Annotated in this window: 13 protein-coding genes, 1 tRNA gene and 1 pseudogene; 9 read left to right on the forward strand and 6 right to left on the reverse strand. The window is 55.2% G+C overall.

The window, feature by feature from the left end:
* Positions 1-25: 25 nt before the first annotated feature.
* Both ACTJI7_RS04285 and ACTJI7_RS04290 read right to left on the reverse strand, forming a co-directional pair.
* Positions 26-113, reverse strand: a tRNA-Ser gene (locus ACTJI7_RS04285).
* A 144-nt stretch (positions 114-257) separates the two neighbouring features.
* Complete coding sequence (locus ACTJI7_RS04290) at positions 258-1886, reverse strand: ABC transporter substrate-binding protein (protein WP_182034691.1); 1629 nt, start codon at positions 1884-1886, stop codon at positions 258-260.
* 269 nt (positions 1887-2155) lie between these two features.
* Here ACTJI7_RS04290 and yccA point away from each other — a divergent pair, with 269 nt between their 5' ends.
* Positions 2156-2815, forward strand: a complete 660-nt coding sequence (yccA, locus tag ACTJI7_RS04295) for an FtsH protease modulator YccA (RefSeq protein ID WP_013097244.1) — start codon at positions 2156-2158, stop codon at positions 2813-2815.
* 56 nt (positions 2816-2871) lie between these two features.
* Here the strand turns inward: yccA and ACTJI7_RS04300 are convergent, their stop codons facing one another.
* Together ACTJI7_RS04300 and ACTJI7_RS04305 are read right to left on the reverse strand one after the other, a co-directional pair.
* Positions 2872-3348 carry a hypothetical protein gene (locus ACTJI7_RS04300; RefSeq protein WP_063154535.1) on the reverse strand — a complete coding sequence of 159 codons (477 nt, stop codon included), beginning with the start codon at positions 3346-3348 and terminating at the stop codon, positions 2872-2874.
* Positions 3345-4106: a winged helix-turn-helix domain-containing protein gene (locus ACTJI7_RS04305; RefSeq protein WP_063154537.1), complete on the reverse strand. Its 762-nt coding sequence runs from the start codon at positions 4104-4106 to the stop codon at positions 3345-3347. The genes ACTJI7_RS04300 and ACTJI7_RS04305 overlap by 4 nt, the downstream gene beginning before the upstream one ends.
* A 265-nt stretch (positions 4107-4371) precedes the next feature.
* Here ACTJI7_RS04305 and ACTJI7_RS04310 point away from each other — a divergent pair, with 265 nt between their 5' ends.
* From ACTJI7_RS04310 to tusE, 6 genes are all read left to right on the forward strand, one after another.
* Entirely contained in the window at positions 4372-5157 is a 786-nt protein-coding gene (locus ACTJI7_RS04310) for a fimbrial protein (RefSeq protein WP_237764629.1), read from the forward strand.
* Positions 5158-5232: 75 nt separating this feature from the next.
* On the forward strand, positions 5233-5739 hold the full coding sequence (locus ACTJI7_RS04315) for a CS1 type fimbrial major subunit (RefSeq protein WP_028012615.1): 507 nt from the start codon (positions 5233-5235) through the stop codon (positions 5737-5739).
* A 72-nt stretch (positions 5740-5811) separates the two neighbouring features.
* The gene (locus ACTJI7_RS04320; protein WP_063154538.1) at positions 5812-8529 is read left to right on the forward strand and encodes a TcfC E-set like domain-containing protein; all 2718 of its coding nucleotides are present in this window, start codon (positions 5812-5814) and stop codon (positions 8527-8529) included.
* A 1-nt stretch (position 8530) separates the two neighbouring features.
* On the forward strand, positions 8531-9688 hold the full coding sequence (locus ACTJI7_RS04325; RefSeq protein ID WP_063154540.1) for a CfaE/CblD family pilus tip adhesin: 1158 nt from the start codon (positions 8531-8533) through the stop codon (positions 9686-9688).
* 10 nt (positions 9689-9698) lie between these two features.
* A complete protein-coding gene (locus ACTJI7_RS04330) occupies positions 9699-10250 on the forward strand; it encodes a LuxR C-terminal-related transcriptional regulator (protein ID WP_063154542.1) in 552 nt (183 codons plus the stop codon).
* A 69-nt stretch (positions 10251-10319) separates the two neighbouring features.
* A complete protein-coding gene (gene tusE / locus ACTJI7_RS04335) occupies positions 10320-10649 on the forward strand; it encodes a sulfurtransferase TusE (RefSeq protein WP_028012611.1) in 330 nt (109 codons plus the stop codon).
* On the opposite strand, the gene yccX is transcribed toward tusE, so the two are convergent.
* The gene (gene yccX, locus ACTJI7_RS04340; protein ID WP_028012610.1) at positions 10646-10927 is read right to left on the reverse strand and encodes an acylphosphatase; all 282 of its coding nucleotides are present in this window, start codon (positions 10925-10927) and stop codon (positions 10646-10648) included. The genes tusE and yccX overlap by 4 nt on opposite strands.
* 11 nt (positions 10928-10938) lie before the next feature.
* A pseudogene (locus tag ACTJI7_RS04345) lies at positions 10939-11170 on the reverse strand (helix-turn-helix transcriptional regulator); the annotation flags it as partial.
* Between the two features lie 22 nt (positions 11171-11192).
* Here ACTJI7_RS04345 and rlmI point away from each other — a divergent pair.
* Together rlmI and hspQ are read left to right on the forward strand one after the other, a co-directional pair.
* Positions 11193-12383, forward strand: a complete 1191-nt coding sequence (rlmI, locus tag ACTJI7_RS04350) for a 23S rRNA (cytosine(1962)-C(5))-methyltransferase RlmI (RefSeq protein WP_047364236.1) — start codon at positions 11193-11195, stop codon at positions 12381-12383.
* Between the two features lie 60 nt (positions 12384-12443).
* Entirely contained in the window at positions 12444-12761 is a 318-nt protein-coding gene (gene hspQ / locus ACTJI7_RS04355) for a heat shock protein HspQ (protein ID WP_008499919.1), read from the forward strand.
* Positions 12762-12768 lie beyond the last annotated feature (7 nt).

The raw sequence follows: 12768 nt of genomic DNA on the forward strand, positions 1-12768 counted from the left end.
TAACGAGTAAGCTGGGGTTTATATCTGGCGGAAGCGCAGAGATTCGAACTCTGGAACCCTTTCGGGTCGCCGGTTTTCAAGACCGGTGCCTTCAACCGCTCGGCCACACTTCCTGAGTGAGGCGAACTATAAACACCTCACCGCATGCTGTAAAGAGTGGCTGCAATCGTTCGCTTTAAAATTAGCCAAAATGTGCTTAATCGGTTGAACTGACAACACATCGGCGATTTTCTCAGCATAAAATCCAGCCCTCTCGCTTAGTGCTTTTTGATGTACATATCTTTTGTGAAATAGTACCCCAGCTTATCCGGCGTAAAGCCACCCACCCACGGTTTCACCAGGTGCGTACGGACGTAGTGATAAACCGGAATGGCAGGCACATCACGCCCAAGCAGATCCTCTGCCTGCTGGTAGAATTTACCCCGCTCTGCAGGCGTTTTGGCCTTTGCGGCGTTGATCAAGGCTTGATCGTAGTCCGGGTTGCTGTACTGGCTGGTGTTTTCACTGTCGCCGGTACGGAAGTTGTTCAGGAAGGTCGCCGCGTCGTCGTAGTCGGCAATCCAGGCGTAGCGCACCGCGTCAAAGTTGTGGGTGTGCATGGTATCCAGCATGGTTTTCCACTCCTGATTTTGCAGCTTCGCGTCTACGCCGAGGTTTTTCTTCCACATAGAGCTGGCCGCAATCGCGATGCGCTGGTGCGATTCAGAGGTGTTATAGAGCAGGTTGAAGCTCAGAGGATGGCTTTCGTTATACCCGGCCTCGTTGAGCAGTTTTTTCGCCTCAGCAATACGCTTGTCCAGCGGCCAGCTGGCGTAATCCGGATTCTGCAGCTTGACCCCGCCGATGTCCGGCTGGCTAATCAGCCACGCCGGGCGCTGCCCCTGCCCCATCACCTTCTCAGCGATGATGTCTTTATCCAGCGCCATGTTCAGCGCCTTGCGCACGCGGGCATCGTTGAACGGCGGACGGGTGGTGTTGAATTCGTAGTAATAGGTCGCCAGCTGCGGGGAGACGTCCAGCTGGCTGCCCAGCGTTTTCTTCAATTGAGCAAACTGGTTAATGGGTACCGTATACACAATATCAATTTCGCCCGCTTTATAGCGGTTCACATCCGAGGCCTCGGAGGTGATCGGCAGATAGGTGACTTTGTTAATAACGGTATGCGCATTATCCCAGTAGCGCGGGTTACGCTCCGCCACAATGCGTTCGTTGACCACCCACTGGGACAGCTTATACGCTCCGCTGCTGACGAAATGCTCCGGTTTGGTCCACTTTTCGCCGAAACGGCCAATCAGCACTTTATCCACCGGCACCAGCGACGGGTGCGCCAGCATCGCCAGGAACGCCGCGTTGGGCTGGGTGAGCGTCACTTCCAGCGTGGTATCGTTAATTGCTTTTACGCCCAGCGTGTCGGGGGATTTTTTCCCCTGAGCGATATCGGCCGCGTTGACGATATGCATGTTGCCGGGATAGCTGGCGTACGGTGAAACGGTTTTTGGATCAACCAGGCGCTGCCAGCTCCAGACCACATCCTCTGCGGTAATGGCCGTCCCGTCGCTCCAGGTGATGCCCGGACGTAAGTGGAACGTCCAGACGGTGTTGTCCTTGTTCTCCCATTTTTCAGCCAGCCGGGGTTGAATTTCCCCTGACGGGGAGACGCTCACCAGCCCTTCGAATAAATCGCTGATAATATTGAATTCGATATCGCTTTCGACTTTATGCGGGTCGAGCGAGGCCGGTTCGCTGCCATTGTTTCTGACCAGTTCCTGTTTTTCGGCCAGCGCTGTTCCTGCTGGCACGTTAGCCGCCCAGGTCGCCGTGCTGGCGCACAGGATCCCGGCGGTGAGTAAAGAGAGCGTAAAGCGCGTGCGTGTTTGTGGTTTCATTTCCTTCGCCTTATTGTCTGTTTTATGACGATCCGGAGATAACTCTTAGCGCCCGAAAGGCAATAACGCAATATTTTTCAGTAACCTATAAGAGGTTGATCTGGTAAATACTTTTAAACCGCCGTTCATACTGGTTACACATGCTTTTGCAGAAGAAATGCCCACCTTCAGCGCTAACGTGCTGAGTAAAGATGGGTAAAACCACTTTGAGACTGGCGCGCCGTTTCCTATTCTTTCCGTTAATTACATCTGTCATAAGAGAGTGACTCATGGATCGTATAATTACTTCCTCACGCGACCGCACATCGCTACTCAGCACCCACAAGGTGCTGCGCAATACCTATTTCATGCTCAGCCTGACGCTGGCGTTTTCAGCGATCACCGCTACCGCCAGCACCGTGCTGATGCTGCCATCTCCGGGCCTGATCCTGACGCTGGTGGGGATGTACGGTCTGATGTTCCTGACCTACAAAACCGCTGATAAACCGGTCGGTATTCTTTCCGCGTTCGCCTTCACCGGCTTCCTGGGGTATATCCTGGGGCCGATCCTGAACGCGTATCTGTCTGCTGGTATGGGTGACGTGATTGGCATGGCGCTGGGCGGTACCGCGCTGGTGTTCTTCTGCTGCTCGGCCTACGTGCTGACCACGCGCAAGGATATGTCCTTCCTCGGCGGTATGCTGATGGCGGGCATCGTAGTGGTGCTGATTGGTATGGTGGCAAATATCTTCCTGCAGCTGCCTGCCCTGCACCTGGCGATTAGCGCGGTGTTTATCCTGCTGTCATCCGGCGCGATCCTGTATGAAACCAGCAACATTATTCACGGCGGTGAGACCAACTACATCCGCGCGACCGTGAGCCTGTATGTGTCGCTGTACAACATCTTCGTCAGCCTGCTGAGCATCCTGGGCTTCGCCAGCCGCGATTAAGCAGACCTGCTGAAACAAAAAGGAGAATGCCTCAGGCATTCTCCTTTTTTTATGCTCTAGTCACCTCGGCAAATATAGGTGGGATAGAGCCGGTCCTGTATCAGCCACACGGCGGGCGCAAGCTCGGAGATCGTCAGGTAATAGCGGGCTGTCGGCCTCGCAAAGCCTCCCCACTTTTCGTCCGGGGTATTGTCATTATGCCGACGCCAGGTTTTGGTGTAGCTCAACACGATAACGTTATCATCATCCCGTCGCGACCAGGTAAAATCCATATCCCTGTCAACGATCATGCCCCGGCCTTCAGCCATAGCTGCACCTTTGTACGTTGTTAAGCCGGTGCCGTCCCGATGAAAATAGAACTGGGCCACGGTATTGACCCGGACCTCATTCGCTTTTCCCTCGTTACGCGTAAAGTTAAATTCCGTACTGCAGGCCAGCGCATCACGCTTATATATGCCCCCGGAATAAATAAAGAGCGCCAGCGCGCCGCCAGCAAGCGCCCCACCCGCAGCAAACAGAAGTCTCATTTTCATTTTTCTGCCCCGCTTTTATAGCGAATGGTTTTGCACAGGCTGGTTTTATTGACCGGGCATGCACCAATGAACACTTCATCCGCAACTGCAAGGTTAAAGCGGGCGCTGAAATAGTAGATATTGTACGCTTCGCGCGCGCACGCCACATTATTCGCCTCCAGCAGCCCCGCCAGTTTCGAGAGCACCAGCGGCCGGCCATGATCGTTAATAAGCCAGATGCTACAGCCCGCTATTTTCTGCGCGACGGGCTTTGGCGTCATCGGTATAGCGATCTTCTGCTGCTGGTTAAACAGCAAGCCTAACCCCAGTGCTGATGCTAACAATACCGCCGCCGCGGCGCCCCATTTAAGGGAAATACGCTGACGTTTTGCCTCTGACGGCACGACGGAAGAGTTCGGCTGTGCTTCAGCGGGTTGAACAATTTGCGCAGGCTGGCAAATCACATCGGCAACAAAACGGAATCCATACCGGGGTATCGTCACAATGAAATTATGATGTTCCCCAAGAGACTGGAAGCCTTTGCGTAATTCACTGACCGCTTTGTTGAGGTTATTTCCAGACGGCGTAAAGCCATACTCCTCCCAGACGCGCGTAATTAATTCCTCCCGACTCAGATCGTGCCCTTTATGACGAATAAACTCCTGTAAAAGGCGAACGGCTGGCGCCGAGAGCGTTAATACAGACTCCGGTTGACCAACAAGACTAATTGCATGTGCTTCAGGATCAAATAACAACGAATTATTGCATATAAAAAACATATTTCACTCTCAGCTATTACCGCAGGCTTTTTTATCCCTGTGACATCGGCAAGAAAATCGCTTCCTGAGCTGGTTCTTTTTTCATCAACAGGAATTTTCTTCCCATCCTGGGTAGCGGCATTTTCTTTTAACTATACAACTTTAAGCCCAGCAAATCAGGATAAATCACTGTATATCAGCGGTTAACTAATACAAATTTTCACAACCTGCTGTTCTGGTTAAAGTTTCCCTGCCCTGAAGCGATACGAAAGCAGACGGTGTCCTGGTGTTAAAAACCGCACAAGAACTCAGAGCAGGCAGGCTGAATGTGAAACAGAAACAAAAAGTGAATATGACAACCGCGTTTTATGTCGCCGCGCTGTCGCTGTCATTTTTCTCAGAAATGACAAGGGCCAATATGAGCGTCTATCCAATGGAACTTAACGTGGATAGCGCCGGCGCAGCGCAAATAAAAGTGGCATCGAAAACGGATGATATTCAGTTCATTCGGGTGAGGCAAAAGAAAATTCTTAACCCCGGAACGGCCCAGGAAAAAGAGATTGACGTTGCTTCGTGGAAAGAAGGCGGCGTCGTGGTGACGCCCGATAAATTTGCCCTGGCTGCAGGTGCAATGCGCGTGGTGCGCCTTGTTTCACTGACGCCGCCGGAAAAAGAGACCACCTGGCGAGTCTATTTTGAAGGGGTGAAACAGCCGGACAGCATTATTCCCGGCCAGCCCGAAAGCACGGCAGCGACGGCAAAGCTTGGGGTCAATGTTATCTGGGGGGCGCTGGTACATCTGGCACCTGCCACGGAGCGCGTTTCGCTGCATATCGATCCCGCACGGGGGACCGTCACCAACGCCGGCACCCTGCGCGTGCCGCTCAGGGAGATCGGTATTTGTCAGTCAGAGGACGTCTGTAAATGGATTAAAGAAGACGCCACGATTTATCCGGATACCGAGCGGAAATTAAAAACGCTTAATCAGGTAAACGGCAAGAAATACAAATTCCGCTACTTCAACTGGGTGAAAAAAACCGCTGAAGAAGCTGACTTACCCGTCGTGCAATAACACGACGTCACTGTAAAAACCCTTGTGGTTTGTTTAAAGAGCCAGGGTGCTCATTTGTAAAATATGGAGATATCAATGCGTAAATTTATTAAACCTCTGATGATCGTTGCCGCGATGACCACATCTGCCAGCGCGCTGGCGATCCAGAAAGATATTACCGTCAACGCCAGCGTTGATTCACAGCTGGATATGACCCAGGCCGATAACACGCCGCTGCCAGCCAGCATCGACATGCAGTATCTGCCGGGTCGGGGCCTGGAAAGCTACCGCCTGAACACCAAGGTATGGTCCAACTCCGCTACCAGTAACGTCAAAGTACGCCTCGTTAGCGCAGCTAAGCTCACCAACACGGATGGGGATCAGATTGTACCGATGACGGTTCTTCTGGGTGATAAAACCCTTTCCACCACCGATGCCGAATTTACCGGAACCGAACTGTTCCCGGGCAGCATTGAAAACGGTTCTGCGGTTCTGCCTCTGACCATTTCCCAGACCACCAAAGGCATTCTGAAAACCGGCCAGTACAGCGGCGTTGTAAGCCTGATGCTGACTCAGGCGACCACCACGGAAGGCGGTGCGTAACACCATAGCACCTAAGGAATAACGTCAGAGGGCGCCCGCCCTCTGACGTCAGGATGATGTCGAGGCTCGTTCATGGCGTTTCACAGAAATACTCTCCTTTTTGTTGCTTTATTACCCGCATCTGTCCACCTCGCCTGCGCTGAGATGGCCGTCCCGGCCGGATTCGAGGACCTGGCGAAAACGCAGCGCATGTGGACAGAGGTGAGCTTATACGGCGAGTCGCTTGGCCTTTTCGAAACCGATATCAATCTTGAAACGGTCAGTTTTGTCGCGCCTGAAACCGTGGTCGCGGCCATCAAACGTCAGTTTAACGACGATCCTGCCCTTATCGGCTCCGTTTCCGCAGCGTTGGCCGTTCCGCTTGCCCGTAACGGCAACCTGGCCTGCAGCAGCAACGGCTCCGCGACGGGGTGTGATTATCTCGAAACCCGCCGTGCGGCCATCATCTATGACGAAAACAATGCTCGCATAAACCTGTTTTTTGATAAGCGCTTTTTGCCAAAGCCCTCGGAGGAAAACCAGTGGTATCAGCCCACCCAGGACAGCGAAAACGCGTTGATTCATCAGCAAAATATCAATTTCGTTGCCGACAGGGATTATCAGTCTGCCACCGTTCAGGGCAACGGGGCGCTGGCGCTGACCCAGGACGGCTATCTTAACCTCGACTGGACCTGGCTGGGACAACGCTCGCGTCATCAGCAGCAGCAGGAAATGACCGTTAACAATGCCTGGTTCCGCCAGGATTTATGGCGTGAATATTATCTACAGATAGGCGAGATGGATACCCGCGACCTGTTCAGCAACGCCGGGGGGAATATTAACCTCAGCCAGCTGCCGCTGGGAAAAATTCGTGGCCTGCGCACGGGCTCGACCCGGGCATGGATCAACCCTATTCAGCAATCGAAGGGCACGCCCATTACGGTGCTGCTTTCGCACGATGCGCGTATCGACGCGCGCCGCGGCAAGGAGCTGCTGGCCAGCTTTTACCTCAATGCCGGGGCACAAACTCTGGATACCCGCGCGTTTCCGGATGGAAGCTATACCGTGACGCTGTCAGTTTACGAAAACAACCGACTGACGCGTACCGAGCAGGTTCCGTTTACCCGTACGGGCATTACGCCATTCGACCGCGTCGAGTGGTTTTTGCAGGCAGGGGAAACGGCTAATAACGATCGCAATGATGAACGCAGCCCGGTCGCACAGGCGGGTATACGCCTGCCCGTCACCCCGACGCTGGCGCTGACCAGCGGCGCAACCGTCATGAAAAGGCAGCACTTCCTGGAAAATGCCCTCGACTGGAGCCGCGGCTTTAACGCGGGCCCGATCGACGGGGTATTAAGCACACGCTTTAGCTACCTCTACGGCAGCAAGGGCCAACGCGGCAATATTCAGCAAATCAGCTATAACGACGGGTTTTCGCTGAGCTTCTACCGCAACGCGTTATCCGCAGAAAATTGTGATACCCGCAGCGCAGGTTTTGACGCCGTCAACGGCTGTTATCGTAGCCTCTCGATCATGTTCTCCATGCCTGTCGGCTCGTGGTACGCCAACCTGGGGTATTCGGATAACCGCAACGAAGGGCGCTACGTTACGCGCCGGGAACTGCCTGACCATGACGATCGTCACGATGCCGGCCTGCCGTGGGAGCCGGTGTATATGACCCGCTCCCGCACGCAGGCCTGGCAGGGCGGGCTGAGTAATACCTTTAGCGCGCGCGGTCTGAACATCAACAGCAGCATTAACCTGTTTATGCGCAACGACCACTCTCGCGACGGAAAAGACAAAGGCGGCTATCTGAGCATTAGCCTCTCACTGGCGCATAAGCGTCAGGGCGATGCGTCAGGCTATACCTCGCTTGGTGCAACCTGGCAGCACCAGCAGCATCAGAAAAACCAGCTGAGCTACAACGTGGCGCACAACTGGTATGCCGACGCGCGCGGCGAGAATGAATACGGGCTGAGCGCGTCGGGGATCAACAGCGATTCGCTCAATGCCTCGGCGTATACGCGCCAGGGTGGACGTTTTGGTAACGCCAGCCTGACGGTGAGCGACGCATGGGACCGCCAGGATGGGCGCCATACGTTAAGCAGCAGCGGCAACTACAGCTCCACCCTCGCCCTGTCGCGCTCAGGGCTGTGGCTTGGCCGCTGGGGCGATGGACGCCCGGCTTCTGCCGTTGCGGTAAACGTGGCTACGCCTGAGGATTCCCGGGATTCACGCGTCGCCGTCTCGCTGGATAACGGCGGCACCGCGGATATCCCGGCCAACAGCCGTGCCCTTTTTGCGGTGCCGGGTTATCAGCCAACAACGCTGACGGTTAATGAGTCGCTGAACGTCTCATCAGGCGCAAGCAGTGAAATCACGCAGGGTTCCGGGAGCCGGACGCTCTTTATGGTGCCGGGCAAAATGCTTCGCCGGGACGTGCAAACCACCACCCGCTACACCTGGCTCGGCCAGCTCACTGACGAACATCATTCGCCGTTCGTGGGCGGCGTACCGCTGAACGTGAACGGCTGGAACGATCTCGGCAATGGCGGTTTCAGCGCCCAGAGCGACGCCCTGCTGCGCAACCTTTATCTGGTGCGTCAGCAGCAGTTTTATCAGTGTGAACTGAGCGTGAAAAGCATGCGCGACGTGGTGCGTTATGTCGGGTCTATCCCGTGTCGGGAACTCACTTTCTCCGCCCTGCCGGATTCGGTCCAGCACCAGGCGCAACTGATGCTCGCCGGGCGGAACGTGCCTACGGGGCCAACGGCCATGAATGCAGAGCACCTCACCATAGGGAAATGATGTGAACAACTACCTCTTTATTTTACTTTTTTTGACGCTGTGGAGCTGTCAGACGCTGGCGGGCGTCCCTGCCGGAAGAAATTCCAGCGTAGGGATTAGCTACGATCGCGCGGTGCCGCCTGCGCGTTTTGATATCTGGGTCCATGAACCGAGCGGTTACGACACTATCGACCCGCAAAAGTGGGGACGCAACACCCTGACCTGCGAGTCCCGCACCGACCCGACGAACGGAGCGTGTATGACAGCGCCGGTCTGGTTTACCGCGAACCCGGCCGCCCCCTACGCCATTACGCTGCGTTTTACCCACACGTCGACAAATAAAACAGCAGATGTGAAGGTCTATGGGGAAAAACATATGTTTATCAACAACAAAGTTTTCACCTTTGCCAGCTTTGTCAGCGGCGGTACCGCCGATCTCTCGGCCTGGAACCGGGAACCCTATTTTGATTTTTACATCGTTAAAGGCGAACTGGATAAGCTCGCCCAGCCGGGCATCTGGACCGCAACGCTGAAGCAGAACCTGCGCGAATGGGGAAGCGCCGACTGCGGGGGCAACTTTAACGATGTCAACGTCGGATGTCCGGGCTACCTCACCATAGCCCGCTGGCAGGCGACGATACGCATTGAGGTGGTCGATCCGGGTAACCAGCAGATTTATCTGCCGGCGTTCCCCCACTCAACCCCGCTGGTTAACCTCAATCTGACCAATTTTCCGGGGCGGCCCGGCGGCAGCGAAATCCAGGGCGAGAGCGCGCTGGATATGTGCCTGTATGACGGTAAAAACAGCGCCAGCACGCGCGTCTATCTGCGCTTTGAGGATGACGGTTTAGCGGCCACGGGCCGTACTGAGGGAGCGTTTTCCGTCAGACGACGCGGTGGAAGCCAGACCGAAGCACGGGATCGGCTCGATTATCAGGTTACGGTGATCAACCCGGTAACGGGCGCAGCAGAAACCGCGGCGAATGGCAAAACGCTGATCTGGCAGGGCACTAATGACCCGCAATATCTGCGTCAGGTTGTGCTGCCGGGTGGACGGGAGAGCGTACTTTGTGTCCCCGCCCCCATCATTCTGAAAACGCCCGCGTTTGCTGCCAGCAGCAAAAATGCCGGGGATTACACCGGCACCCTACGCGTTATCTATACGCCCAGTACCTTATAAAGAGGCCATTGTGAGTTACGCCATCCTCGACAACAATCGTTTTTATGCCGAAGGGTTGCGCTACGCCCTTCTGCGCCGTAACGCTCAGACGCAGGTTGAGAGCGGTACGGTAAAGTGGTGCCGTTCGCTGCTGGCCCGCGACACCCTCGTTGTTCGCTGCCGCTTTTCCGTCGCGGGGACGCATCTGGCGCTGGTCGACATTCTTCTGGAGCTGGAAGCCAGGCGCTGGGAAGGAACGGTGTATCTGGTATGCAATGAAAAAGGCTGGGCACTGGCTACCCATCTGCGAAAGCGGTTTGCCACGCTGACCTTATATATCATTGATGACCGGATTGCCGTTGCGGATGCGGCGTATCTGCTTGCCAGAGAGCCCCGCCGGATGCGCACCCTGAATTGTTGCCTGACAGGCATGGAGTTCAACGTGCTCGACAGGCTGGTGAACGGACAATCGGTACGGCATGTCGCGCATATGACGCAGATGAGCGAAAAACAGGTATCGACGTATAAATGCAACGCGCTGAAAAAGCTTAATGCCAACAATCTGCTCCAGCTTCTTCTGTAGGTCGAGGTTTCTCACGCCGCCCCTTATTTGCTAGACTAGGGGCGTTTTTTACTTTATCGACAGAGCACTATGTTCATTTTTGCAGGCCAGGAAATTGAGACCGATAGCGAAGGCTATCTGAAAGACACCACGCTATGGAGCGAGCCGCTGGCGGAGAAAATCGCCGAAAACGAAGGTATCGCCCTCTCCCCCGAACACTGGGAGGTGGTCCGTTTTGTGCGCGAGTTTTATCTCGAATTCAACACCTCTCCGGCCATCCGCATGCTGGTTAAAGCGATGGCCAACAAATTTGGCGAAGAAAAAGGCAACAGCCGCTATCTGTATCGCCTGTTCCCGAAGGGCCCGGCAAAACAGGCCACCAAAATTGCCGGCCTGCCTAAACCGGTGAAGTGTATTTAATACCGAATACCGAAGTTCACATATTCCCTGCCGGGTTGATGCGGTTCCGTTAAGACCTTATCAACCCGGGCGCTGCGCGGCCCGCCTGCTTTCAGCCACGCCATCAGTTTTTCAACCTGCTCCGCGTCGCCGCAGGCGACCACCTCAACGCTGCCGTCGTCCATATTTCGCGCATATCCCGTTAGCCCAAGCGTCATCGCTTCGCGCTGGGTGCTGTAGCGGAACCCGACGCCCTGAACAACGCCGTGGACCCAGGCAATGGTGCAGACTTTTGACATTTTTCTTCTCCTTAACGTAGCGTTTTCGGTAAACAGCCATAGTGCTGCCGGAAACGGGCGGTGAAACGAGAGCTGGAAAGATACCCACATTGTAATGCGATTTCACCGATCGGTAAGCGAGTCGACTGTAACTGTGACAGCGCCACGGCCATTCTCACCTCCTCCACGATCTGCCGAAACGCTCAACGACATCCGCAGATGATTGCGCCTGGCTGAATGTGCTACTCTACGCGCCATTTCCCTGAAATCGACAGAACAGCAAATTATGAGTGTACGTTTAGTGTTAGCCAAAGGGCGCGAGAAGTCATTACTGCGCCGTCATCCCTGGGTCTTTTCCGGCGCGGTTGCCCGTATGGAAGGCAAAGCCAGCCTCGGTGAAACCATTGATATTGTTGACCATCAGGGGAAATGGTTAGCGCGAGGCGCTTACTCGCCAGCCTCCCAGATCCGCGCGCGCGTCTGGACCTTCGATAAAGACGAAACCATCGACATCGACTTCTTCGTCCGCCGCCTGCAGCAGGCGCAGCAGTGGCGTGACTGGCTGGCAAAGCGCGACGGGCTGGACAGCTATCGCCTGATTGCCGGTGAGTCCGACGGCCTGCCGGGCGTGACCATCGATCGCTTCGGCAACTTCCTGGTGCTGCAGCTCCTCAGCGCAGGGGCGGAGTATCAGCGTGCCGCGCTGATTAGCGCCCTGCAAACCCTGTTCCCGGAATGCGCTATTTACGACCGCAGCGACGTGGCGGTGCGCAAAAAAGAGGGCATGGAGCTGACGCAGGGCCCGGTCACGGGTGAACTGCCGCCTGCCCTGCTGCCAATTGAAGAGCACGGTATGAAGCTGCTGGTGGATATTCAGGGCGGGCACAAAACGGGTTACTACCTTGACCAGCGCGACAGCCGCCTGGCTACGCGTCAGTACGTTGCCGACAAACGCGTGCTGAACTGCTTCTCCTACACCGGCGGTTTTGCCGTTTCGGCGCTGATGGGCGGTTGTGCCCAGGTGGTCAGCGTGGATACCTCGCAGGAAGCGCTGGACGTGGCAAAACAGAACGTCGAGCTGAACAAACTGGACTTGAGCAAAGCCGAATTTATACGCGACGACGTCTTCAAGCTGCTGCGTAAATATCGCGATCAGGGCGAGAAGTTCGACGTCATCGTGATGGATCCGCCAAAGTTTGTGGAAAACAAAAGCCAGCTGATGGGCGCCTGCCGTGGGTATAAGGATATCAACATGCTGGCCATCCAGCTGCTGAACCCGGGCGGGGTGCTGCTCACCTTCTCCTGCTCCGGGCTGATGACCACCGATTTATTCCAAAAAATCATCGCCGATGCCGCAATAGATGCTGGTCGTGATGTACAATTTATAGAGCAGTTCCGTCAGGCAGCCGATCACCCCGTGATTGCTACCTACCCGGAAGGACTGTATCTGAAAGGGTTTGCCTGTCGCGTCATGTAACTTGAAAAGAGAAATATTGCCCGCACTTAATGTGTAAGTCGTATTTCCCGGGAGGTGACTATGATTGCCAGCAAATTCGGTATCGGCCAGCAGGTCCGCCACACTTTGCTTGGGTATTTGGGTGTGGTCGTGGATATCGACCCGGAGTATTCCCTTGATGAACCGTCAGCGGACGAACTGGCGGTGAACGCAGAGCTTCGCGCTGCACCCTGGTACCATGTGGTGATGGAAGGTGACGACGGACAACCCGTACATACCTACCTTGCCGAAGCGCAGCTAAGTAGCGAGCTGCAGGAAGAGCATCCGGAACAACCCACGATGGATGAACTTGCTCAGACTATCCGCAAACAGTTACAGGCTCCGCGCCTGCGGAACTAAGCGTGTA

The sequence above is a fragment of the Enterobacter sp. 22499 genome (assembly GCF_052044815.1).
GTDB lineage: Bacteria > Pseudomonadota > Gammaproteobacteria > Enterobacterales > Enterobacteriaceae > Enterobacter > Enterobacter bugandensis.